This window comes from Legionella steigerwaltii (assembly GCF_001468065.1).
GTDB lineage: Bacteria > Pseudomonadota > Gammaproteobacteria > Legionellales > Legionellaceae > Legionella > Legionella steigerwaltii.
Genome location: NZ_LNYZ01000010.1, coordinates 178,027 through 202,352 on the forward strand (window position 1 = coordinate 178,027; position 24,326 = coordinate 202,352).

Below are 24,326 nucleotides of genomic sequence, written 5' to 3' on the forward strand. Positions count from 1 at the left end.
ATCAGAATATTGTTAATTTATTAAGGAATTGGATAAGGAGAATGAGCACTCTCCTGGATATCGCGCATGAAGCGGCGGGGTACTTAGAGAAAAAGATAGTCTTTTGTAGCCTGGGTGAAGCGAAGCCGAACCCGGGTTTATCAGACTTGATTGTTTATACCCGGGTTCCGCTTCGCTTCACCCAGGCTACAAGATGCTTAATTCTTTTTATTTTCCTTGGCCATTTCAGTACTTGCGTACACTCTAATAGCACCCTCAAGATAAGGGTCTAAATTAAACACTGTCCCGAACGCTTTGGCTGCTACTTCATTCGTATTGAGATACCAATCACTAATATCGTCAGAATAATACTGCACAATCATGGGCTTAAATAGCGCAAATGCAGCATCACCTAGATGTCTTGCAGCAACTCCTGCTCTCACAAAATATTTGTTTCCTTTGAGGGCATGATTAAGAAGCTCTGCAGCTTCATCTGGAGTACTGGGCGCACTTGCTTCGACAGGTACAGAATCCGAGGAATAAACCTTTACGGTAACTGCCAATTTATCCCCATATTCATAAACGCGGTTGATGAACGAAGCTAATGCATGCGCTTTATCCGCATTACATACAGTAACTTTGATTTCCATTTCAAGTCCATCACCTGTTAAATCATTTACCTGCACGCAAGGATCAGCATTTAAGGTAGCACTTAACAGATTGTTTAATAAGTACCAAGGTGGAAGAAGCTTCCCGGCACTTGCTGTGAAAGTAATACTGCTTAAGAATATACCCAGGAATAGCCCTACTTTATTTACTGCTCGATTCATCATTACATCTCACATTGATTAAAGAAAAACAATCACCTCTATGAATTCGCCTGGATCTCGAACACTTCCCACGACTTGTTCGCTGGGTCTAGTGTTTAAGAAGCGTTCCTGGATCCCGCAGGCAAGCCGCGGGACGTACAGGTCTTCCAGAGACACAGATAAGGTTGCAGATTAATTTATAAACATATAGATTACTCTGAAGCCATTTCAATAGCAAAAGCCAAAGCCAACTTCGAGAAATTAGTCATATGTTCAAGACTTAATCGGTCCATAGTATCTTGAGAACTATGAATGTACGGATTGTGGTCTTCAAAATTGGACTCACATGGGAATGCCGCTGGAATTCCCACCTCATCCCAAGAGGCATGGTCACTGCAACCGTAGCCGCATTCTGAGTAATCAACAGGAACCTGAACATAAGTACTTATTAATTCTGCTACAAAATTACTGAGACTATTGTCGGTATAATCGGTAAATACCCACATTGTTGGATCTTTAGGATTCACACGATAGCCTGTCATATCAAACTGAATTGCCGCTTTTACTGGAATTGAGTTGTCCATAAAATGCTCAACTACATATTGAGAACCAACTAAACCACGTTCTTCGGCAGCATACCAAATAATATAAATAGGACGTTTAAAGGTTGTTTTCGAAGATAACAAAATTCGCGCCATTTCCATAACGGATGAAGAGCCACTTCCATCATCCCCTGCACCTGGCATACGACCATCAAGCGTATCCATATGCGCACCAATTACGACAGCAGGCGCATTGATGTCTTTACCAATGACTGTTACTAATGATGGCTGTTTATAATAACTGCCTGTTTTCACGAAAAATGATGTTGTATCGGTACGACCACTGGCTTCGACCATGCTATCAAAGGTTTTTTTCAACCATTTGGCCGCGTCTACTCCTGTATCTTTGGTCGCTGAACGGTTATGAAATGAAGTAAGTTGCGTCAATGTATTCCAAATATTCGCTGGAACTACACTCTGTAATGCTGCATTGACTTCATCCTGATGTTTGATCTCATAAATAATGCTTTGTGGTTGCGCTGCTTTAATGGTCTTTTTCTGGAGAATTCTTAGTGCAGATTGTTTTTTTGCTTGCGGTACAGAACCGATGATATGGTGACTCACGTTTACAAAACGACCACAATTTGCTTGATCTGCCAGGTGGCTTAGCGCCTCTACATCAGCCGCAGAAATATCAATAATCTTAAATTCTTTGTTCTCTGCCAAAATCTCATAAGGAGTAGCAATTTTTGCCGCAAGACATTGAGAAACTTGCAACTGTTCATGAACAGGAGCACTTGCTGCCAAAACATGAGTACTAGCAAGCACTGAGCCCGCCGCGATATAGGCCATCCATTGATTCAAACGCATTTCTACTCCTACTGTTAAATTAAATTCTAAAGGTAATTCCATTGTAAAAACTCACTTTACCGAAATTCTGCAGTTGGATCTACTGTTTAATTTAAGTTTTCTTCAATAAAAAAATAACCAGATGATTCATTTTTAATCTTATCGCTATTGATAATCATTTTCATTTGAGATACAGTTTGAAACCCGATCCATTAATTGAGCAAATAAATGGCAGCAAATAAAAAAAAGTTCAAAAAAATTCCTAGTTACGTTGCTTTAGGGTCTCTTACGGTAGGCGCTAGTTTAATTCTTGGCTTTTTAAGCTTTGGAGGGATGTATGCATTATATCCTGCCATATCTCTAGCATTTGCTACTTTTGGTCTTTCCGTAGCCTATGAAGGCGAAATTTATTTACAAAATATCAAAGGTGCTTTTAAAAAATTATTTAAAAAGAATTACTTAGAAAATCACTTGGCTAAAGAGTATTTGCTAGAACATTTTTCCGAAGCGATCCAATCTAAAAATTGTCCTCAATTTTTCAAAGATTATGACACCCAACTCAAACTATTGGGTGAGTTTAACCACAAACCACTCAATAAAGAGAGCAGAAAACGCAAAAAACAAATCGAAAAAACACTTGCGGACATGGAAAAATGGTTCGCCTTGCAATTATTTGCAAGCAAAGAAAAGAAAAAACAATCCGATTACGCAGAAAAATTAAGTGAATGGCTTAAAGACCATGATCAAAATACATGGCAAGCACGTTTAGAAAAACGCCAATCCACATTTAAATTGGTTAAAGGCTTTAGCCTTCTCGCCGCAACCTTTATGGGGCTTGGTAGCACCTACCTCATTGTTGAAGCCTTTAGCGTTATTCCTTTGATGGCAGCGATCCCCTTTGCTTTTTGGCCAATTTTCATTGTTCCTATGGCCGTAGTTGCTGGAGCTGCTTATGGAATGTTGATTTATAATACAGTCACCGACCTCATTAACAATGATACCCTCAACAAATGGTATACTCGACTGCGTAATGATTGGAATCAAGGCCTAACGTTTCGTAATGTGTTTATGACCACCATGGCGGTTCTATTAGTGAGCTTAGCCATTGCGCTTACGGTATGTACTGCAGGTACCTGGTGGACTGTAGCAACCAGTGCCCGTCCTTTATTTGAATGGATGAAAAAAATGCCCAGTTTTGTTATGGGCGTTATTAATCCCATCATTACTGGATTATCCGCTATATTCTTTAATGTACAAAACTCTTTAGAATCCCTGGAAATGGTCTATGAGGCCACGGCCCCGGATACAAATGCCAAGGCCAATATATTTCAACGCACCTACCAAGCAGTCGCCGATGTGCTCGCCCATGTATGGGATACTGAGAATTGGCTGCAGATGCTTAACCCATTCCGTATCCTCTTAAAATTAACGATTACACCACTACGCATTCTGTTGTTTCTTGGTCATTTAGTAAGTGTTGCACTTACTTCAGATCGCATGCCTGGTGTGCCGCAAATTTTGGCTGCACTCGTGGCAATTATCTGTGAGGGGTTTGAAGATGCCCACTATTTTGTTGGGCCGAGTCAAAAAGAAAAAACCGTGTTGGAAGAACGTCTTGGTTCTGAAGAAGACCATCAAAATGCTGACATCCCAACGCTTCTTCTTAAAGTTCTCGCATCACCTTTATATTTTCTCGCAGCCGGTTGGGATTGTTTGGCAAGTAAAATGAATCGTCCAGTCGCTGGTGATACCCAAATCCAACAACCTAAGGCACTTACCCTCACACAAGCATGGAATAAACAACTCGGTATACAAGAAGAAGTCGATGTAGTATTAGCCAAAGATGTGGAGCGTCCATCACCAGAATGGAAGGTGGAACATACCGTTTCTCTGATTGAAAAATACGAAAGTAAACATTTAGAGACTGTTTGGTTTGGTGATGAACTCGCCAGACAGAAAAAAACAGAGCTTGAGAACTTAAAAACAGAAGTTCGCCAAAATGGTTCTTCATTAAATAGCATACTGGCGACAGCAAAAAAGAACTCTGTTTATAATCAACATCGATTATTTGCTGCTCTGCAAGAAGGCGTGAACACAGCGACACAAGATTTTATTGAGGAATTACCAGAACGCGTTCATGCGCTTTAATGGTTTCTTTGTCGATAAATAATAATCTGATGTCCCATCCCTAACTACCAACAAGTAGGGATGGAGTTACATTACCATTGGTAATTCAGTTTATTGCATAGAATATAGACGTCATAAAATGTTAATAATTTTTGTATTATAATTATTTATACATAGTTATTATTTTATAAGCAATATGTTTGAAAAATTAAATGATTACATTGCAGAAAAGCAACAAGAAATTGCTCGTTTACAAACTACTCTACAACAAATAGAGAAGAAAGTTTTTGACGCCAAAGAAGAGTTCCACGAACTTGCAACGGGATCAGAGTATGTACCCGGAAAATTCAACTCGAAGTCTGTACCTGGAAAATCCTACACCGATCCTGACTTAATAAAACGTCAAATAGACTATATATTATTACAAACATTATATTGTGAGAAATTAACACCTGAGATACAAGCATTATCTTCTAAGAAATTAAAACTTGAGGAACAAGCACGAGAGAAGTTAACACCTGGGATACAACTTGAGATACGAGCCTCTGAGAAATCCATAAAAGAGCTTGAAGCGAAACAGGTAAAAGCCTGGGTACAATTAGATGACTCCTATAAAAAATTAGAGAATATGTTAATACAAGCTAGGTTTACACAAAAAAATATAAATCTGCCCCTTCAGAGCAAGCTAAATCTGACCTAATGAAACTAGAGGTTGAAGGGAAATCAGATGAAAATGATAAAGATTCCAAAGATTTTGTAGATTTAATGGCTTCTGTTAAAGCAAAACATCATGTTGTTTCGGTAAATGAAGCAAATTGCTCCGTTTCATATTATTCAAAACAACTTGCTGCACTATCTACAGAGGCAACGAGTATTAGTTCTGAATTAGAGAGAACAATTGATGCAAGCAAACTCGCAATAACTAAACGTCTAACCCTAAAACCTTTAAGCCGTCTCGAACAGTGGGCAATAGAAGACTACCATGGACAAGCAAATCCCTTTAAACAATTTGCTCTGTGGGCGTATAACTTAGGAGCGGAAAAACCTCTGCAAGAAACTGCTGTAGCACACCGAAAGGAGCTTAGCGATACTCTTTTAGATGTAGGTATGAAAAAAACGAGAATTGCGAATCTAAGGGAAGAACAAACTGTTAATACAAATGAGAGAAGACAGATAAGTGAGAAATTTAGAATGGCAGAAACCCGTCAAAAATCCCTGGGAGCAACAAAACAAAGTACACTGGAGTCAGCGCAACCAAGCGACACTCCAGAACTTACTGATGGGGAAACATTCAATTATTAGTGGCCTAAAGCAAATATAATTTTATGTAAAATTCACATACCCCTCCCCTAAACCATTGCTTTATTTTTTAAAGCATAAAAAAATGCGTTGAAATTGATTTTTTGAGATCATGGTACGCGTTGCATAAAATTGTTATGCAATGTGGTTATAATATATGAATTTTTGCCAATAGAGTTTTTGGGAGAGGTCTTTTGAAAAAAAACCTACATTACAGTATTGCTTTATTTTTTTTATTTATTGGCATTTGCTGTGCACAACAACGAGATATTGCTATTACAATTGATGACCTGCCAATTGTTGACGCCCCCTACAATGCCATTGAACGTATTGTCCATAGCCTCGTGAAACATAAAGTTCCTGCAATAGGTTTTATCATTGGCAACCGCGTCAACGAGAACACCATAAAACAATTTAAACTATTTCAACAAAATGGATTGGAGTTAGGGAATCATACTTATTCCCATCTGAATTTAAAACATACTTCATGTGAAAAATACATTGATGATCTGATTAAAGCAGATGTGATTCTTACGCCTTTTATGTCAAACCCCAAATATTTTCGCTATCCCTACCTTTCTGAAGGGAAGTTGTGGCGAAAAAGTGTTGTTCGTCACTATCTCAATGAAAATCACTATATTGTTGCCCCAGTCACTGTTGATAGTAGAGACTTTGAATTTGATGCAGAGTTAAAACAATTAAAAAAACAAAATCCAACTGCATCGTTAACTGAGCTTAAAAAACGCTATCTTGAGTATGTTTGGCAACGCACCTTAACCGCCGAGAAGCAAACTCCTGGAAAACAAGTCCTCCTGATACATGCCAATTTACTCAATAGTTATTTTTTAGATGATGTACTGCATATGTTTGAAGAGCATGGTTATCATTTTATTTCACTGGATGAAGCATTAAAGAAATAATGATAATTGTAGCCTGGGTGCAGGCGTAAGCCGTAACCCGGGGAAAACTCATTGAGTCCGGAAAACCCGGGTTTCGCTGCGCTGCACCCAGGCTACATGCACTACAATACAATAGACCCAATTTTTTGACGATTAATTACTCTGTAGTAATAATTCTTTCGCATGAGATCGTGTTTGTTCGGTTATGGTCAACCCTCCCAGCATACGTGCAATTTCATCGACTTTTTCAGCAGATCGCAGCAAGCAGATATTGGTAAATGTTTCTTTATTATCGCTGCGCTTTTCTACCATAAAATGATTATGAGCCGCGGCAGCAACCTGTGGTTGATGAGTCACACAAAATACTTGTAACCGCTCACCTAATTTACGCAGCATTTGACCAACAAGGGCTGCTGTAGCCCCACCAATGCCCACATCTACTTCATCGAACAATAAAGTAGGTGTTGCTCCCTGTTGCGCAGTAATCATTTGAATGGACAAGCTAATTCGTGAAAGCTCACCACCTGAAGCGACTTTGCTAAGCAAATCAAGCTCCATCCCCGGATTCGTGCATACTTTATACTCCACTCTATCCATTCCATGTGCTTGCATTTTTTCTAGAGGCGTGATCTCGATTTCAACCCGCCCTTTTGGCATACCAAGCTGTTGAATGCTGCTGGTGATTTCTTTGGCCAATTTTATGGCCTGAACCTGCCGCTCTTTCCGTAATTTAAGGGCAGCCGCTTCATAGGTTGCAACCAATTGACGCTGTTCTATTTTTAATTGAGCCAATCTGCTTTCGCTGTCCTGCAGGGTATCTAACTCTTTTTGCAGGTTATGAGCATGTTCATGGAGTTGACTGCTATCAATATGATATTTACGCGCGAGCTGATGTATTGCACTCATACGTGTTTCTATGTCTTGCAAACGCTCTGGATCCAGATGGACGCGATCGGCAAATTGTTGCATTTCGTCAATTGCTTCTTCACATTGAATCAAGGCGCCATTAATTAACTCAATCGTATTTTTAATCGGTGTTTGTTCTGATGGCAATTGACTGAGTAAGTGCAAAATCTGATTTAAGCTGGTACAAAGGTTAGGCTCATCTTCGGAATTTAATAATCCATGTATTTGCTGGCTTTTTTGCAAATACTCTTTTGCATGGTGCAGCATTTGATGCTCTTGATACAACGTTTCAATTTCATTTTCATGCAAGTTCAATGCGGATAACTCTTCAATTTGGAATTGCAATAATGCAATCCTATCTGCTTGTTGCTCCTGACCTTGCAACACATCAATTTCTTGCTGAATTTTCTGACATTGTTTGTAAAGTCGAGTCACCTCATCAAGTAATTGCTGGTTCTTCCCATATTGATCCAGCTGTTGTCGATGAGTTGTATGATGCATCAATGTTTGATGCTGATGTTGTCCGTGAATATGAACCAGCTTTTCACTTAACTCTTTCACTTTTTGTAAGGGAAAAGGTTGGCCGTTAATATAGGATTTGGAGCGACCTTCAGCATAAATCACGCGCCGTAAATAAATTTCACCATCATCACAGGGAATATCATGTTCCATCAGCCATTGTGCAGGTTCAGAGCCTTGTCCCACAAAAAATCCAGCCGTGATATCACATTTCTCTTGACCGGGTCGGATTACTGAAGCATCTGCTCTATCCCCTAAAGCTAACATCAACGCATCGATCATAATCGACTTACCTGCACCGGTTTCACCCGTGAAAGCGGTCATTCCTTGAGTAAAATCTAACTCCAGGTGTCGCACAATCGCAAACTGTTCAATGCACAAAGTGGTGAGCATGTTCTGTCCTATCCTTGATGTTTGGATTCCCAACCAAGTTTTGATCGTAATGTATCATAATAATGATAATCAAGAGGATGCAACAGACGTAATTGATGACTATTTTTTTGAATGACGACTTTTTGTCCGGGTTTGACCATTCTCGACTCATGACCATCACAACTCACCCGCAAATCAGATTCGTTAAATTGACTGATATGCAGTTCAATCTTAGCTTCTCCATCAATAACCAATGGACGTGAACTTAAGCTATGAGAAAACATAGGCACAAGGACAATCGCATTCAAATGTGGATGCATGATTGGACCACCGGCAGATAAAGCATAGGCCGTAGATCCGGTGGGCGTTGATAGAATCATCCCATCAGAACGATAATGGCTTACCAATTGTTGATTAATGTATACCGAGAATTCAACAAGATGTGTTTCCTTTCCACGACCTAAAACTACATCATTAAGCGCATCACCCTCAAAATAAGTATTCTCTTCATCATGTATTCGGGTGTGGAGAAGAAAGCGTTTTTCTTCCTCATAATGGCCAACTAAAACAGCACTCAATTGTGTTTCTAATTCATGAGGCAAAATATCGGTGAGGAATCCTAAACGGCCTCGGTTAATACCAATTACTGGGGTGTCGACTTTAATCGCCATGCGTGCCGCCGAAAGCAAACTTCCATCGCCGCCAATAACAATCATCAAATCGTTTTTTTCACCCATATCTTCTCTGGCCAATACGGGGACTTTCACATCAAATCCCGTAGCCGTGTCAATATCTTGGTAGATTTGAACGTTTTGTTTTTTCAAAAAATCAACCAAACGGTACAAACTTTCATTCACGCCTTGGTTCGCCCTGTGCTGGCGTGCATACAGGATGATCCGTTTGAATTGAACTTTATTCTTCAATGTTTGCTGTCCTTGATGCTTTTTTTCTGTCATGTTCTTTCAATGATTTTTTTCTTAATCGGATTGAATTAGGAGTTACTTCAACTAACTCATCATCATCAATAAATTCCAATGCCTGCTCTAAAGTTAACTTGACTGCAGGTGTTAATATGATGTTCTCGTCAGAACCTGAAGCACGGATATTCGTTAATTGTTTTTCCTTAGTCACATTCACAACTAAATCATTATCGCGAGCATGAATTCCAACAATCATCCCTTCATAACACACAGTTTGCGGTTCAACAAATAATCTACCTCGCTCCTGCAAGTTAAATAAAGCAAAAGCACGCGCCATTCCTTGACAATTAGCAATCAGCACGCCATTGGCTCGTTTGCCTATTCGTCCTTTAATTGCTGGACCATAATGATCATAAACATGATACATTAAACCTGTACCGGAAGTAGAGGACAAAAATTCGTTATGAAAACCGATAAGACCACGGGTAGGAATCATGTAGTCAAGACGCACACGTCCTTTGCCATCTGGAACCATATTTTGTAATTCACCACGGCGCTCACCCAATTTTTCCATAATGGAGCCTTGATGATTTTCTTCCACATCGACAGTCAGATGCTCATAAGGTTCTTGTTGTTCACCATCCACTTCACGAATAATCACTTCAGGTTTACTAATCGCTAATTCATAACCTTCACGACGCATCGTTTCAATAAGAATAGATAAATGGAGTTCACCACGACCAGAAACTCGAAACTTGTCTGGATCATCACAATCTTCAACACGTAACGCCACATTATGTAATAATTCCGTTTCCAAACGTTCGCGAATTTTTCGCGAAGTGACAAATTTTCCTTCCTGACCGGCAAAAGGTGAATCATTCACTTGGAAAGTCATACTAATTGTAGGCTCATCAACCGAAAGAACAGGCAATCCTTCAACCATATTGGGGTCACAAATCGTATCGGAAATTTTGATGCCTTCAATCCCGGTAATTGCAATAATATTGCCTGCACTGGCCTCTTCAATTTCAACACGTTCAAGCCCTTTAAAACCTAATAATTGCAGTAATCGGCCAGAGCGAATATTGCCATCTTTATCAATAATCTTCACTGCAGATTTCGCTTTAATTTGTCCACGAGTGATTCGACCTATTCCAATAGTCCCTACATAAGATGAATAATCCAAGGAACTGATTTGCATTTGGAAAGGACCATTCGCATCCACTTTAGGTGCCTCAACCTTATCGATAATAGTTTGTAATAAAGCACTCATATCGGTCGCTTCATCTTCCAAATTTAACTTAGCGTAACCATTTAATGCTGAAGTATAAACAACAGGGAAATCCAATTGAGCATCTGTTGCACCCAAATTATCAAAGAGATCAAAAACTTGGTCCATTACCCAATGAGGCCGTGCTCCTGGGCGATCAATTTTATTAATCACCACAATTGGATTTAAGCCACGCGCAAAAGCTTTTTGGGTCACGAAACGTGTTTGCGGCATTGGCCCATCAACTGCGTCCACCAACAACAATACACTATCAACCATCGATAAGATACGCTCTACTTCTCCACCAAAATCGGCATGTCCTGGGGTATCAACAATATTAATTTGGTGATTTTTCCAATACACACAAGTATTTTTGGCGAGAATAGTAATGCCTCGCTCCTTTTCTAAAGCATTGGAATCCATCACGCGCTCAACTTTAGGTGCTCTCTCATTTAAAGTACCTGTTTGTTGCAGTAATTTATCTACTAACGTGGTTTTACCATGGTCAACGTGGGCGATAATGGCGATATTGCGAATCTGATCAATCATAAATAACCTTTGAAGGAAAAAGCAGAGTATTTGTACATAGATTTGACATTATACACCAATAAGCAGCTAAAACCTATCTGCTTATTGTATTTTAGCAGCAAACTGAAGTTACGATCTGTGACGTGCGACTCGTAGCCTGGGTGCAGCGAAGCGGAACCCAGGGATGGAATAGTGTAATTGATCCCGGGTTCCGCTTCGCTGCACCCAGGCTACGAGTCGCAAATAACCACTCTTTAATCTACCAATTATTTTTTAACTGCTAAAATAATAGTGAGGGGTTAAGAATAGGGAGTAATTATGAAACAACTAATTTTACATCCCACTGACATCAGCCAATGGCATGCATTGGTTAATGAGGCGCAAGCCGCAACTCAGTTGATATTAACTGAGAATACTGAAAGTTATTTAGTGTTTTTATTAATGCGTTACACTCAAGGGCCTAAGCTTATTGAATCGGTTGTTGCACTTGATTTTCTTGAATCCATGCATAGACCAAGAACGTTACAAATGGAATTGTTACGCGATGTAGGCGATAAAAGCTTGCTTTTTTGTGGGCTATTTCCTGGAATTGCCAAGAGACGCCATGTCAGCCTTGAATATTTCTCTGGAATGGGGCAAGCAGCTTACCTAACTATTAGTGAACTCGAAGGAAAGCATACTGCCGATCTGTATATTCAACTTAGCGAGCAATTCCTTACATTGCAACACGTATTACAAGCCATGCGGGGGGAATGTATAGACCTTATTCAATCGGATCAAGGAATTTTATCTTCTATAAAATTTACATTACAATAAACGATTAGTGTAGCCTGGGTGCAGCGCAGCGAAACCCGGGTTATGGGGCAAGATTTTTATCCGGAATCCCGGGTTACGGCTACGCCTTCACCCAGGCTACAACATTATCTATCCCTTATGGAATAACATCGTTACATCAATTGGATCAAAGGTATATTTCTTATTGCAAAAATCACAGCGAATCGCTACTTCGCCTTGTTCTTTTAATAATTCTTTGGCATCTTCCTCACCTAAAACAACCAGTACTTGTTTCATTTTTTCCAAGCTACAGCGACACTTGAACTGCGTTTTTCGGCTATCAAATATCCTTAGTTCTGTCTCATGGTAAAGACGATGAAGTAATGTTTCATTATCTAAAGTGAGTAACTCATCCTCTCTGACTGTTTGGCCTAAGTGGACCGCGTATTCCCAAAATTGTTCTCTTTGTGTCGTATCCTGGCCCGGCATTAACTGCAGTAACATCCCAGCAGCTGCATTCTCATTTACAGCCAACCAAACTTGCGTCGATACTTGCTCCGATTGAGCAAAATAACTCATAAGGTTTTCACCCATGGATGTTGATTGAATAGGAACCATACTTTGATAGGAGCTGGTTTGATTGTATTGATTAATGGTAATTACCATCTGCCCTTCCAGAAAAGCGGAAGCGTATTCTTTCGTTTCCAAGTCTTCAATATATTGAGCAAAAGCTCGTACATTGAACTCGTGGTCACATTGCACCAATAATAAAGGAAGCCGCTTATCACCCTGAAATTGTAAATTTAAACTGCCTTGAAATTTAATACTGGATGCCAAAAGCAGACATGAAACGATAGCCTCTCCCAACAAATTTTTAACCATAGGAGGATAGTCCCGTTGGCTCATAATCGTTTGATAGGTATGTTCAACATGGACAATTTCGCCACGAATATTGGCATGTTCAAAAATAAAGCGTTGTAGGGTATCGGATTCTTTCATAACAGACTCAAATAAAATTACGGCAAACCACAGAGAATCTCGTGGGCGTGCAAGTATAACATAATTTTTTTGTAATTTTCCTGGAGAAAAAATTATCTTGGGCTATGCTTTTAAAACCCCCTCAAGAAAAATTAAAGGACTCAATCATGATAGATAAAAACATACTTGCACCCTTATTTAAAACCATTGATAAAGTCGTTTTTGGTATTGAAGAATCGAATGAACCAGAAACCAAACCTGAATTCATTGAAATTGATACTGAAGAAGAGTTTGATGTCGAACGTTCCATTAATTAGTAGTTGATTCACATTACCCAAGCAAGCAATAATCGCTCTTTTTTTGAGTGAGAAACCTTTAAGATGTTGAATAGCCAACAAATGGCAGCAGTACGTTATATTGACGGACCTTTATTAGTCCTTGCTGGAGCTGGAAGCGGTAAAACACGAGTAATAACGCAAAAAATAGGCTACTTAATTAACACATGCGGCTATGCCGCCAATACAGTATGTGCAGTAACCTTTACTAACAAAGCAGCCAATGAAATGCGTGCTCGCGTTGCCGCCGTTCTGCCAGCAGCTAATCGCCGCGGTTTAAAAGTAGCAACCTTCCATACTTTAGGCTTAAGCATGATTAAACGTGATCTGGCTTTATGCGATCTGAAAAAAGGCTTTTCTATTTTTGACAGTGAAGACTGTTTGCAAATCTTACGGGGCTTTTTACCTACAAATAAAGCAACTGAGCGTGAATTTATTCTCCAAATTCAACAACGAATTTCGCGTTGGAAAAATGACTTTCTAGCACCAGAGCAAGTCGTTAAAAACCCTTCCGATGCTCCTTATTATGAGGAGGCTGCTCTATTATACCCACGTTACCAGCAAGCGCTAAAAGCATACAATGCTGTTGATTTTGACGACTTAATTCGTCTTCCCGTTAGTCTCTTAAGTGATCATCCTTCAGTATCCGAGTATTGGCAAAACAAAATACGTCACTTATTGGTAGATGAATACCAGGACTCCAACACCAGCCAATATCTATTGGTAAAAAAATTAACTGGAATCCAAGCACGTTTTACTGTGGTGGGTGATGACGACCAATCAATTTATGCCTGGCGGGGTGCTAAACCTGAAAATTTGAAACAATTACAACAGGATTATCCACAATTGAAAATAATTAAGTTAGAGCAAAATTATCGTTCAACGAACATTATTTTAAATAGCGCCAATCACCTCATTGCCAACAATCAGCATCTGTTTGAAAAAAAATTATGGAGCGAGTTTGGCCACGGCGAACTGTTACGCGTTATCCGTTGTAAGGATGAAAACGATGAAGCAGAGCAAGTAGTTGCAGACTTAATTAGCCATAAACTACGTGCTAGAACCCAATATGGCGATTACGCCATTTTATATCGCGGCAATCATCAGTCTCGCGTATTTGAAAAAGTGCTCCGTCATTACGGCATCGCGTACAACATCAGTGGTGGTCAGTCGTGGTTTGCCAAAGCAGAAGTCAAAGATGTGTTCGCCTACTTGAAATTACTCTGCAATGAGGCCGATGATGCAGCGTTTTTAAGAGTGATTAACACACCCAAACGTGGTATAGGCGAGTCCAGTCTTGATGCCTTAGGGCATTATGCACAAAGCCGAGGTGTTAGTCTTTACGCTGCGGCAGATCACCTTGCACTCAGTGAGCATATTGCAGAAAAACCTCGTGCCGCACTGCTTGTCTTCAAATCATGGATAGAAGAAATAAAAAAACGATTAACGAATGGATCGATTATTGAGCTTTTAAAACAAATGGTCGAAGACAGTGGTTATGAAGCCTATATTTACGAACAATGTGATACTCCCGCAAAAGCACAGAAAAAGATGGATAATGTCTGGGAATTGTTGGAGTGGGTAGGGCGTTTATTAACTAAAAATCCGGAACAAACTTTAGCTGAGATCATCAACAAATTAATCTTGATCGACATTCTAGAACAAGCAGATGAACATGATAATGAGACCTTACAACTGATGACCTTACATACATCAAAAGGGCTAGAATTTCCTTATGTTTATCTGGTTGGTATGGAAGAAGAGTTATTGCCACATAGAGTCAGCATCGATGAAGATCAAATTGAAGAAGAACGACGTTTGGCCTATGTAGGAATTACACGCGCACAAAAAGGATTATGCTTTACCTTAGCCAAACAAAGACGTCGGGCAGGAGAGTTGCAAGACTGTTTGCCAAGCAGATTCTTGGATGAACTACCCTCTGAACATTTGGAATGGTTTGGTAAAAATGTCGAACGCTCCCAAGAACAGTCAAAAAACTTGGCTCAATCCCATTTAGCTGGATTAAAGAATTTGTTAAGTGAATCGTGATTGCAACCTGGATGCAGCCAAAGCCGTTAAGATAAGGAGAAAGCCTCTTTAATGCCCCCTCACCCTAGCCCTCTCCCGCAAGCGGGAGAGGGGATTTTTTTGTTGATTTTGTTTGTTTTTATCCCCTCGCCCCTTTGGGGAGAGGGTTAGGGTGAGGGGCATTTAGTCAAATTTTCTTAACATGACAACTATGGGGTGCAGCGCAACCCAGGATATGCTTAATGCCTGTAATTTGAAATTGTTCATCACCTCATCGCAGATTTTTTTGTCGTATCATCCTCTGGAGTAAGTTCGATGCTCTCTTGCTTTGATTTTTGTAATTGCTGTTTTAGATCCTTTTGGTGCTGTTGGGACACAGGGGTCATAACCTGCGCCCATATTTCAGAAGCTACGTGCGCATGGGTATAATCTTTATGTTGTTTGCCTTGCTGTTGAGGTAACGTTGTTCCCCTTAAAATACTGTCTACCTCAGCATCTAATTTGAGCGCCTCATCCACATTGCCATCAAGCACTTGAGGTACGATCTTATGGACCCCGCCTAATATACTGGGGTCAATTGTATTGAGCACATTGGCTACAGCTGAGACACAATTGTTCCCTAATAGCTTATAATCTTTCGTGTTGAAATCGCTTGCTTGCGATTTCGCTTTATCAAATAATTTTTTTGTTTCAATCGCCTTTTTCCTAGTGGCTGAATCGTTAGATTTCATCTCTTCGAGAACTTGATCAGGTAAATCTACTTTTACCATCCGATGAATCCCTACTTGATAATAAGTTACATCAAGACCATGTACCGTAAATGCCGTAGATTTTGCCTGGCTCTGATAGAATTTTTCACAGGCTTTCAATGTCTCTGAAAAAGAATGGCTATTTGAACTAAATTGCGGTGCTGGTCCTCCATAATTTACTAAAAAACTGGGCATGACATTCTCTCCTTATTGTTAATAACACTACAGTATTCCCTTTTTTAAGATATAGTCGAACTGGGAAAAAAAGCTAATATTTTCAACAATTAATTGAACATTCATTTAGTGTTGTGTCGATGATGAATATCTGGAAAATGAGGATGGGTGTGGTATAACGGTTTATGTTTATGCCAATGAGTATGAGGTCCACCAGGTGGATCTGTTTTTTATATTAAATTGCTACTTGTACATGAAGCTTAAAAAAATTGGGGCTTGAATAGTACATTATTGCTGCTTGTTTGAGAAATAATATTCTTATCGATTCCTCTCTTTTTCATAAATGTCTCAATTGATTCGACGTTATTGCTACTCTGCTTATCTAAGTAAGAAACTGCGATTTTCTGATGTTCATCTAACGAATTTAAAAATCGCTTGTCCAGACACTGGTGATTGGCAAACAGCAGCTCAATAATTTGGGGAGTCCCATAGCGAAAAGCCAAATGCAATGCTGTTGAGTAGTTATCTGTTCTTTCTGTAATTAACTCACTATGACTATAGTGGGTCAGCAGATAGCGAACGATATGAACGCTTTGATTCATAATGGCATGATGCAAAGCATTTTGTTCATGCAAGTCTTTAGTGTGGATTAAATTTGGACATTTAAGTAAAATTTTCTCAAATAATTTTTCGTCATCAAATGGGATAACACTTAGTAACAAGGAAATACCCATATCGTCACATGCTTCAGCTGTTTGTTGATTGGTTTTTAATAATAAAAGTCGAATGCATTTTTTTTGTATTTTTTGCTTTTCTTTTGAATTGCTCACATTAATATATGAAGCGAGGTGAATAGGCGCTTTCCCAGTAGAGCTGATTATATTGGGATCTGCACCATGCTCCAGTAAAACCTCTATTAAGGGGAAAAATCCGCCCAAAGCAGCTAAATGCAGTGCTGTTGTTTTATATTTTGTTTGTTGGTTTATCAGTTTTATCGCCTTGGCCTCATTAAGAGTCTTTAGGCCGTTTTCAATAAAACGATCAAACCCCAATTTTGCTGCCTTTTGTATGACATTATAACCTAAGTCCGTATCTACAACTGCAGATAAAGAGCTCTGTGAATTCAAAGCCAGATAGTCCATGACAAGTGCTTCTATAGATTTTAAATTTGATGCTTCAAAATCACTTTTTATATGTTTTCTACACCATCCCTCTAATTTTCCAATCTGCTCATCTTGGATAGTAGTTAAATCCATACCTTGATCAACAATTAAATCATTCCAGCTTGTGATAGACGTCACAATAATCATGATAAGCACCTCTGTCTTTATTATTTACCAATTGATAAAATTCAAATCTAAATATTTGAACTTTAATCAACTTGTGCAAAATAGTTGCGTATAGTAAAAAATATATCATACTTAACTATTATAGACTCTATTGAGACACATTATGCCATTAAAGCCTGTTCCAAACCCTCAGAACATTTCTGAGATTAGACATCTTAATGAGCTTATTGAGCAATACAATAATCAATGCGAACAAAATAAGCAGTTATATAAATTAGCTTTGAAGGAAGGCATTCAACAGGAACTGAAGAAGAATACAGTCTATCTTAAGTTATTACCCAATAATGCGCTTCAATATACTACTGTTGGGGCATCTGGAGTAATTAAAACGGGTATTGTAAATGGCTTATCTGGACTTACTAATCCTTTAGATTTAAATCAATTGGATGCAAAAATAAAAAATCAGATCTTGGATATTGTTTCTGAAAATATGGAATTATTGCAACGAATTAATGGATTAGCCGACAATTTATTGGCTCAATTTCTGAATGAAATTAAACAGGACCCTAATAATACAGACCTTTCATTTGAAGGAAAATTTAATTATTTTATGAGGTGGTATCTCCAAGGGCATCTTGACTCAGAAGCTTGGAATCTGAGAAATCAAATAATAACGCTTCCAACTGAACGCGCGTTAGTAAGCCTAGAAGAATGGAAAAGAATGACCAAACCTCATCTTAAAGAAAAACGATCGGTACAATATCAAGATATGGATGAACTCATTGGAAAAATTGATGCTGAGCGAAAAAGTTATCAAGAGGATGCTTTATCAAAAGAAACATTGAGTGCTAGTTTGTTGAAGTTACGAGAGAAAGTCATCAATGTGTTAAATGATAAGACCCTCGATCATAAAGTCAGAATGAAAACCAGATTTATGTATCTACTGAATGCCGTAAATAGTGAGTTAAGCCATTTAAATAGTGAGACTAATAGAATATTGCTTGCCGAAACAAATCGAGTTTTTCTTTCTCAAAAATCGCTTGCAATAGTAATGGCCATGGAAAATCAAATTAAAAAAGAAGAGTTTGTAGCGCAGTTGGATAAGAAACCACGTTCAGGAGAGAAGCCTGAACCGATACTATTTCAAATTGAAGTAAAAAATAAATTGTTAAAATTATTTTACTTGGGTGGATCTAATAACAAAAATTGGTTAATTGAAGATCCTGAAACAGGGGAAAAACTTTATGTCGTACGTGTCGAACAAGCGGACAGTACCTATTTTTCAGCAGTTGCACAAGTTAATCAAAGCAAACCTATTCATAAATATCTCGCTCAAGATATTTTATATTGCCCCATTGGTCAGGATATAGGATGCTTAAATATCGCTGTTTCTGAATTTTGTTCCAATGGAGATCTTTTTAGTTTTCTCCATAAGGGTAAGAAAAGTTATAGTGACGAAGAAGTTTCTAAGTATGCTTTAAATTTTTCAGAACAAGTAGCAACTTTTGCTTCTTGTTTGTATCAAATAGGCATGGCCTATATGGATATTAAATCTGAAAATTTTTTATTACGCGAAAATTGCAAAGTAATTACCGCAGATCTTAAATCCGTAGTTTTTGTAGCTCAAAATGGTGAGGTCAGAGCAAGCAACGTTATGACAACGGGTTCGTACGATCCTCATGACTTCGATAAAATCGTTGAGGGAAAAAGAATAGATAGGCCTATAAATGCAAAAGAATTTATGATGTATCAAATAGGATTAATGCTCTACGATTTAATGGTTGGGAAAAAGTTAGATCTCGCTGAGTCACCCAGAAGTTGGATAATAGCATTGAATAATGATAAAAAAAGTTTGGAAAGAAAAGAGACTGCTGAGCTTAACTTTGATCTTCCTATATTTAAAACGGAACAGGGTCAAAAAATTAAAGATCTGATTACAAATGCCACCCGGCGCGATCCTGAGACACGCCCCTCATTTGATGAATTCATCAAAACATGCCAAATGCTACAAGAAAGCTTCAAAGTTGTTCATGATGCCTCCCATGACAGAAGGATTATTATCGAGTAATCATTGTACTTCCAAAGCTAGGGACTGTTTGCATTTAAAATCATATTTTCTCCTATTGTTGCAATTGAAGGAGGCGCTGCAATATGACGTCTTAAGCTTCCATCAGTGCTTAATGACCCAGTATTAAATAAAATAATAATCCCATATTGCTGTTGCATGGTAAAACCAAGAAAACTACGGAAGTTTGTATGACCACCAATTTTTCCGCAAACAGTTTCTCCATTGATTATTTGACAAACCCAGGCATAGCCTTGCCCACCTACTAATGGAAATTGGCTGCCAATATTAGGTAGAACTGTTTTCCCTATGGGTACTGGGAGGTAATCGTTTGCTGCGTGAGCAATTTGCATGCCCTGAAGAAGTGCTAATTGTTTGGGATCATTATTGGTGCTTATATTCAAATTGGCACGAACAAAGTTAATCATGTCGCTCGCATTGCTGCGAATACATCCTGCACCTGCCCATGGTACATATGGGAAGGGATTACCTAACTGATAGGCATTAGTGCTTATATCAATGTGGTAACCTGATGCATATTGAGCGCTTTGCCATTGACTCATATTACATGGGGTTGCACCTGCAGGAGTGATCACAGGGCAAGTTCCATTATGAGCTTCGTCTGGAAGACAACTGCTCGTTAAAGGCATGTTCAGAATACTGGTAACATTGTTACAAACCCAACCATTAAAATCACCCTCTAAAACATTGGGAAATCCATCACGCTTCATTAATGCCTGAGTGATCAATCCAACGCTGCTGTTCGAGTAAAAATTATGAGTGGGTAAAAAATGATGGTCTCCATATACTAGATCTACTTCCTTCGTACCATTGCCAATACAGGTAGGAAGAGCAGTGTCCAGCGCATTTATATCTTTAACGAAGTTGGATTGATTTAAAGTCTGATCACCACTGTTTTGATCGACGCTTGGTGCATCTGAAAAACAAACTCCACCTGAAAAGGTAGCAAGTTCTTGATAACTAACAGGTGATTCATTAGGTGTTAAGTTAAAACTCCTACCTAGCCAACTTATGGAGGGAAGATCCGGTTTAATTGGTGAAAGTGGATTAATTTGATTTTTATAGACTAAAGTACCCAGGCTTGCAGCAGTAAACGTTTTAGTTACTGATGCGAGCTCAAATAGCGTATTTTCATCGGGAGGTATATCGTTTAAAGCACGAAGGCCACAGCTAATAAAACAAATCTGCTCTCCAGAGTTCGTTTTTTTATAGATCCCGAACATACCTCCCAATGTTTGTTCTTGGACTACATTTTGATTCGCAGTATTAAATACATTGGGTGTGAATGTTAGGGCATGTTGATATTGAGTTTGACAAAAAGAGGTTTGCCAACTCGCTTGTTTCAAAAGAGTACACGCAAGAGTATTATTAATATTGATATTGACTGTACTCACTATAGGAGCCCGACCTTGATAATTGATCTTAACAGTCAGTGGGATTGTTTTAGATAGATTTGGTGCTTGATAGACAACTGCAAATGTACAAGTGCTGTTTGCATTGATGAATTGGCCACAGCTGCCTAAGTTGGTATCCAGAGATGCTGATGGGCTCGAAAACTTAATGCCTAAAGGTAAATTAACATTCGTATTATTGCGTAGTGTGTAATATAAGATGAGTTCCTGCTGTGGCAAAACCTGTTGTGAAGACGCAGGAGCGCTAATTAACTCCACCAAGGGAGTAGCACAATAAATAGGTTTAGTGATACCAACCATCATTAAGGTAAAAAGAAACAGGGTTATTTTTTTCATAGTGGCTCATTTCAAGAATTGAAGCTTAACCCAACATAAAATGCTTGGTTATTGAGTGAAAGCTTAATCGGTTCTAATAAATTATCATTATCTGATAATGATGAATGTGCCGTGCCACTCTGGGTATAGAGATAACGAGCAAATACATCAAATTGATTATTTAGATGTGCTGCGATTCCAGCACCTACTGCTCCTGAAAATCGGTCGTTGATTTTAGGCTGGAGCATCAAACTGCTTACCGGAGTGATACCAGGAAGCGCGTGATCCTCATAGGTTACTTGGCTGATGTTTAATCCCAAACCTAAAGTGATAAAAGGTGAGATTCGCTCAACTGGAGATAGCAAATAAAAATCTCCTTGGAGTAATATATTGAAGAGACTACCAGTTTCTCTGTACGTGTAATTAAAAAACTTAGGATCATCGAGTTCATAAACATCACCACTGAATCGGGCTTGTTGATAATAAACAGCCGGTCCAATAAGCATTTTTTTAATCAGCTGGTTGTTCAGAGGCACTATTCTTTGAAAGGCGAATGTATATGCTGCCTGAGTTCTCTGGTGGGAGTTAACCAGAGAATCAGTAATAAAATCACTGATGATAATGGTTTGATTATTACTTTTTGTGAAACTGCTTGCGCCAGCGCCAATAGAGGTGACCCAAGGACTTTGATTTGCCATCGCTGTTGACGAGAGTAAACCACAAATAATAGAAAGCAAATATCTAATTGTCACAAACGATCCTTCGTAATAAGAAATTCATCCATTCAAAATCGCAAAAAATGTGGCACGCAAATAAGTGTAATTTTTTATCGTTTCAGCGAGCGTACACGAAGTAACAACTCATTACCAGCTTTGTAAATTACAAAAAACTTTTTTAATTTCAAACCAGGCAAGAACCAATATAGCTAAAAAGTTGTAGTCGTAGCCTGGTCGAAGGCAAAGCCGTAACCTGGGTTTCGGATATAAAATCAAACTCTTATACCCCGGGTTCCGCTACGCTGCACCCAGGCTACAACGGCAAATCTCATTCAATTTACGCTCAAAAGTTTGTCATGAGTTCTTTATAATGTTCTTCGTTAAAACCTACTGCGATTGTTTTGCCATTTTGCAACAAAATCGGTCTCTTGATGAGTGATGGATTTGCGATAATAAAATCAATTTTTTCCGCCATACTCAATGATTCATATTGGTCTTTATATTTTCGGTACGTCGTTCCTTTTTTGTTGATGGGAAGTTCACCTAAGTACTCACTCCATTCCTGTACTTGTACTTTTGTTGGCGGGAATTTTTTGAAATCAATAAACTCATAATCAATGTTATTGTTTTCTAAGAAAGTACGCGCTTTTTTCACCGTATCACAATTGGGAATTGCAAACATTGAAATCATTTTTGTCCAAGGAGTTTAGCTACTACACGTAAAAACATCTTATAATATTGCGCTGAATTCTTCTAGGAAAAAATATTACCGCCAGAGCAGAGGTCAGGCCTTGACCCAACTTACTGGATAAAATGAATGGAATTTACATTAAATTCAGTAACATTTTTTATTTTACTGAAAACTTTGATTCATCTGTGGCTCTTTATCCACTTCCGGTTGCTCTCTCATTCCTTCAAGCGCATCCTTGAAATCGCGAGTTTTTTTGGATACGTCGGATTCGGTGGCTTTTGATCCTATCCAAGTTCCTATGGCAGCTGCCGCCAATGCTCCTGCTACAGCCAGACCAACAATCAAGCCAATGCCAGTGGGAGCAAGGGCAATCGCTACCATAGCAGCGAATACAGCCAGCACGCCGCAGGTTATAGCCACGTCATTCAATCTCTCAGACTTTTGCCCAACGAGTTGGTCGGAAAGTTCTGCAAGTTCATAAATGGAATCAGATTGCTTGCAATTATTGAAATCCATAGCAATATTCGCATGATGTACTACTTTGTCTAAATTTTGGCAATCTTCCAGCGTTAAGTCAGGCTCGGCCATTGCCATAGAAATTGAGTCACAAAGTGCATTTTTTGTATTACTCAGTTCCTTAATTTCTTTTTTTGGAGTTCTAAGTTGCTCAATGCCCCACTGAATCTTCGTTCTATAAAGTTCCTTTAAAGAAGATTCTAATTGAGCGCGCACTTCAGGATCAAATTCATCTTTCAGTTTAGAAAGTTTTTTCTCTATTATTAGACTAATTATCTGATCTTTCTGCTCATCTTCCCTAAGTAGCTGCACTATCTCTTGGCCACTCATTTTGCTTTCACTAAGTGCGGTAGCAAGCGTCTCAATAGTCATCTTGGTAAATTCTTTAGGAAGATACTTTTCTATTCCTTTAAAAGAGGATTCTATTTCATAACGCTCCTTAATAGTTAATTCACCTTCCAACTGAGAAATTTTTTCTTTTATTATTAAATTAATTATCTCATCTTTATTCTCCATATCCTTAAGCATTTGTACTATCACTAGACCACTTATTTTGCTTTCACTCAATGTTTTAGCGATCTCCTCAGCACTCATTTTGGCAAATTTTTGGGAAACAAACTCTTGGACCCCTTTTGGAGGCACTGTTTTGGGATCAGAATATGAATGTGCTATCAATCGTGTTAATGTGAAATCTCTTGCAACCGACAGCTGCTGATGATCAGTTTCTGAGGCCTTCCTGATTGCTTGATATACAGATTTCCAATCAGCTAGTGCTTCTTGGTCTCGTTCTGGAACGCTGCCTGTCCCTTTTATTGAAGTAATGTGTTGAGCTTTACCATATTCATAACAGCCGTTAGATCGTGCTGATGGGATAGGTAAAAAATGTTGTTCTTTTAAATAAGATACCATCGCAGGTGCATTTGGAAGATTTATAGTCGTGCGGCTCCCATCTTCTGCAAGGAACTGCTTATTAAGATCTATACCTGGTATTTTCCCATCAAAATCAGCGAAGTCCCATGTACCATGTATATCACGTCGATACATTTTAAACCCTTCTCCTATTTTGATTAGGATGGGAAAGTTATTTTTTTCAGCCTCTTCCATTATTTCTTTTGTTTTTGGACTATCAAGACTTGTTGTGGTATGCAATATACAATGCTTGATATTATTACCCTGGCGTCTAAAAGTTATTGATTTTATGTGATATTCTACGCGCTTTTGACTAAATCAATTTGTTGAGATGA

General features: G+C 38.7%; 20 protein-coding genes. 8 read left to right on the plus strand and 12 right to left on the minus strand.

Translation table 11 applies throughout. From position 1 onward, the window contains the following. Window positions 1–197 precede the first annotated feature (197 nt). Window positions 198–812, minus strand: a complete 615-nt coding sequence (locus Lstg_RS07435; RefSeq protein WP_058477026.1) for a hypothetical protein — start codon at window positions 810–812, stop codon at window positions 198–200. Between the two features lie 188 nt (window positions 813–1,000). Further along, complete coding sequence (gene lapA / locus Lstg_RS07440; protein ID WP_058477056.1) at window positions 1,001–2,200, minus strand: aminopeptidase LapA; 1,200 nt, start codon at window positions 2,198–2,200, stop codon at window positions 1,001–1,003. Window positions 2,201–2,407: 207 nt separating this feature from the next. On the opposite strand from lapA, the gene Lstg_RS07445 reads away from it, so the two are divergent. The 4 genes from Lstg_RS07445 to Lstg_RS07460 all read left to right on the plus strand — a co-directional run bounded on the left by Lstg_RS07445 (window position 2,408) and on the right by Lstg_RS07460 (window position 6,525). Then, window positions 2,408–4,327, plus strand: coding sequence for a hypothetical protein (locus tag Lstg_RS07445; protein WP_058477027.1), 1,920 nt, complete (start codon window positions 2,408–2,410; stop codon window positions 4,325–4,327). A gap of 175 nt (window positions 4,328–4,502) precedes the next feature. Then, window positions 4,503–5,006: a hypothetical protein gene (locus Lstg_RS07450; protein ID WP_058477028.1), complete on the plus strand. Its 504-nt coding sequence runs from the start codon at window positions 4,503–4,505 to the stop codon at window positions 5,004–5,006. Then, on the plus strand, window positions 5,006–5,608 hold the full coding sequence (locus Lstg_RS07455) for a hypothetical protein (RefSeq protein ID WP_058477029.1): 603 nt from the start codon (window positions 5,006–5,008) through the stop codon (window positions 5,606–5,608). Before Lstg_RS07450 ends, Lstg_RS07455 begins: the two co-directional genes overlap by 1 nt. Before the next feature lie 191 nt (window positions 5,609–5,799). Next, window positions 5,800–6,525, plus strand: a complete 726-nt coding sequence (locus Lstg_RS07460) for a polysaccharide deacetylase family protein (protein ID WP_058477030.1) — start codon at window positions 5,800–5,802, stop codon at window positions 6,523–6,525. A 132-nt stretch (window positions 6,526–6,657) separates the two neighbouring features. Here the strand turns inward: Lstg_RS07460 and recN are convergent, their stop codons facing one another. Genes recN through typA form a run of 3 tightly spaced genes read right to left on the minus strand, consistent with a single transcriptional unit; the run spans window position 6,658 to window position 11,040 of the window. After that, window positions 6,658–8,322 carry a DNA repair protein RecN gene (gene recN / locus Lstg_RS07465; RefSeq protein ID WP_058477031.1) on the minus strand — a complete coding sequence of 555 codons (1,665 nt, stop codon included), beginning with the start codon at window positions 8,320–8,322 and terminating at the stop codon, window positions 6,658–6,660. 8 nt (window positions 8,323–8,330) lie between these two features. Beyond that, window positions 8,331–9,257 (minus strand): NAD(+) kinase, encoded by a 927-nt coding sequence (locus Lstg_RS07470; RefSeq protein ID WP_058477032.1) that lies wholly within the window; start codon window positions 9,255–9,257, stop codon window positions 8,331–8,333. Further along, window positions 9,214–11,040, minus strand: a complete 1,827-nt coding sequence (typA, locus tag Lstg_RS07475; RefSeq protein WP_058477033.1) for a translational GTPase TypA — start codon at window positions 11,038–11,040, stop codon at window positions 9,214–9,216. The genes Lstg_RS07470 and typA overlap by 44 nt, the downstream gene beginning before the upstream one ends. 297 nt (window positions 11,041–11,337) lie before the next feature. Between typA and Lstg_RS07480 the strand changes: the two genes are divergently transcribed. Continuing rightward, the gene (locus tag Lstg_RS07480; RefSeq protein ID WP_058477034.1) at window positions 11,338–11,835 is read left to right on the plus strand and encodes a hypothetical protein; all 498 of its coding nucleotides are present in this window, start codon (window positions 11,338–11,340) and stop codon (window positions 11,833–11,835) included. Between the two features lie 108 nt (window positions 11,836–11,943). Here Lstg_RS07480 and hslO read toward each other — a convergent pair whose 3' ends face one another. Then, window positions 11,944–12,792 (minus strand): Hsp33 family molecular chaperone HslO, encoded by an 849-nt coding sequence (gene hslO, locus Lstg_RS07485; protein WP_058477035.1) that lies wholly within the window; start codon window positions 12,790–12,792, stop codon window positions 11,944–11,946. Window positions 12,793–12,938: 146 nt separating this feature from the next. Between hslO and Lstg_RS17870 the strand changes: the two genes are divergently transcribed. Together Lstg_RS17870 and Lstg_RS07495 are read left to right on the plus strand one after the other, a co-directional pair. Continuing rightward, window positions 12,939–13,088 (plus strand): hypothetical protein, encoded by a 150-nt coding sequence (locus tag Lstg_RS17870; protein WP_165481745.1) that lies wholly within the window; start codon window positions 12,939–12,941, stop codon window positions 13,086–13,088. A gap of 63 nt (window positions 13,089–13,151) precedes the next feature. After that, window positions 13,152–15,155, plus strand: a complete 2,004-nt coding sequence (locus Lstg_RS07495; protein ID WP_058477037.1) for a UvrD-helicase domain-containing protein — start codon at window positions 13,152–13,154, stop codon at window positions 15,153–15,155. 245 nt (window positions 15,156–15,400) lie between these two features. Here the strand turns inward: Lstg_RS07495 and Lstg_RS07500 are convergent, their stop codons facing one another. Together Lstg_RS07500 and Lstg_RS07505 are read right to left on the minus strand one after the other, a co-directional pair. Continuing rightward, window positions 15,401–16,078, minus strand: coding sequence for a DUF778 domain-containing protein (locus Lstg_RS07500; protein WP_058477038.1), 678 nt, complete (start codon window positions 16,076–16,078; stop codon window positions 15,401–15,403). 239 nt (window positions 16,079–16,317) lie between these two features. After that, entirely contained in the window at window positions 16,318–17,367 is a 1,050-nt protein-coding gene (locus Lstg_RS07505; RefSeq protein ID WP_058477039.1) for an ankyrin repeat domain-containing protein, read from the minus strand. Between the two features lie 142 nt (window positions 17,368–17,509). Here Lstg_RS07505 and Lstg_RS07510 point away from each other — a divergent pair, with 142 nt between their 5' ends. Beyond that, window positions 17,510–19,414, plus strand: coding sequence for a protein kinase domain-containing protein (locus Lstg_RS07510; protein WP_058477040.1), 1,905 nt, complete (start codon window positions 17,510–17,512; stop codon window positions 19,412–19,414). A gap of 17 nt (window positions 19,415–19,431) precedes the next feature. Here Lstg_RS07510 and Lstg_RS07515 read toward each other — a convergent pair whose 3' ends face one another. The 4 genes from Lstg_RS07515 to Lstg_RS07530 form a co-directional block, all read right to left on the minus strand. Next, the gene (locus Lstg_RS07515) at window positions 19,432–21,180 is read right to left on the minus strand and encodes a serine hydrolase (RefSeq protein ID WP_058477041.1); all 1,749 of its coding nucleotides are present in this window, start codon (window positions 21,178–21,180) and stop codon (window positions 19,432–19,434) included. A gap of 11 nt (window positions 21,181–21,191) precedes the next feature. Further along, window positions 21,192–21,911 (minus strand): outer membrane protein, encoded by a 720-nt coding sequence (locus tag Lstg_RS07520; protein ID WP_058477042.1) that lies wholly within the window; start codon window positions 21,909–21,911, stop codon window positions 21,192–21,194. A gap of 307 nt (window positions 21,912–22,218) precedes the next feature. Continuing rightward, window positions 22,219–22,566: an arsenate reductase family protein gene (locus tag Lstg_RS07525; RefSeq protein WP_058477043.1), complete on the minus strand. Its 348-nt coding sequence runs from the start codon at window positions 22,564–22,566 to the stop codon at window positions 22,219–22,221. A gap of 162 nt (window positions 22,567–22,728) precedes the next feature. Continuing rightward, complete coding sequence (locus tag Lstg_RS07530; protein ID WP_133129204.1) at window positions 22,729–24,231, minus strand: hypothetical protein; 1,503 nt, start codon at window positions 24,229–24,231, stop codon at window positions 22,729–22,731. Window positions 24,232–24,326 lie beyond the last annotated feature (95 nt).

Bases quoted from the DNA above. Each gene is read 5' to 3' on its own strand.
- Lstg_RS07495 (WP_058477037.1), top strand. From the start codon at position 13,152: ATGTTGAATAGCCAACAAATGGCAGCAGTACGTTATATTGACGGACCT.
- typA (WP_058477033.1), bottom strand. From the start codon at position 11,040: ATGATTGATCAGATTCGCAATATCGCCATTATCGCCCACGTTGACCAT.
- Lstg_RS07435 (WP_058477026.1), bottom strand. From the start codon at position 812: ATGATGAATCGAGCAGTAAATAAAGTAGGGCTATTCCTGGGTATATTC.
- Lstg_RS07515 (WP_058477041.1), bottom strand. From the start codon at position 21,180: ATGAAAAAAATAACCCTGTTTCTTTTTACCTTAATGATGGTTGGTATC.
- Lstg_RS07505 (WP_058477039.1), bottom strand. From the start codon at position 17,367: ATGATTATTGTGACGTCTATCACAAGCTGGAATGATTTAATTGTTGAT.
- Lstg_RS07470 (WP_058477032.1), bottom strand. From the start codon at position 9,257: ATGACAGAAAAAAAGCATCAAGGACAGCAAACATTGAAGAATAAAGTT.
- lapA (WP_058477056.1), bottom strand. From the start codon at position 2,200: ATGCGTTTGAATCAATGGATGGCCTATATCGCGGCGGGCTCAGTGCTT.
- Lstg_RS07480 (WP_058477034.1), top strand. From the start codon at position 11,338: ATGAAACAACTAATTTTACATCCCACTGACATCAGCCAATGGCATGCA.
- Lstg_RS07445 (WP_058477027.1), top strand. From the start codon at position 2,408: ATGGCAGCAAATAAAAAAAAGTTCAAAAAAATTCCTAGTTACGTTGCT.
- hslO (WP_058477035.1), bottom strand. From the start codon at position 12,792: ATGAAAGAATCCGATACCCTACAACGCTTTATTTTTGAACATGCCAAT.
- recN (WP_058477031.1), bottom strand. From the start codon at position 8,322: ATGCTCACCACTTTGTGCATTGAACAGTTTGCGATTGTGCGACACCTG.
- Lstg_RS07500 (WP_058477038.1), bottom strand. From the start codon at position 16,078: ATGCCCAGTTTTTTAGTAAATTATGGAGGACCAGCACCGCAATTTAGT.
- Lstg_RS07455 (WP_058477029.1), top strand. From the start codon at position 5,006: ATGAAACTAGAGGTTGAAGGGAAATCAGATGAAAATGATAAAGATTCC.
- Lstg_RS07525 (WP_058477043.1), bottom strand. From the start codon at position 22,566: ATGATTTCAATGTTTGCAATTCCCAATTGTGATACGGTGAAAAAAGCG.
- Lstg_RS17870 (WP_165481745.1), top strand. From the start codon at position 12,939: ATGATAGATAAAAACATACTTGCACCCTTATTTAAAACCATTGATAAA.
- Lstg_RS07450 (WP_058477028.1), top strand. From the start codon at position 4,503: ATGTTTGAAAAATTAAATGATTACATTGCAGAAAAGCAACAAGAAATT.
- Lstg_RS07510 (WP_058477040.1), top strand. From the start codon at position 17,510: ATGCCATTAAAGCCTGTTCCAAACCCTCAGAACATTTCTGAGATTAGA.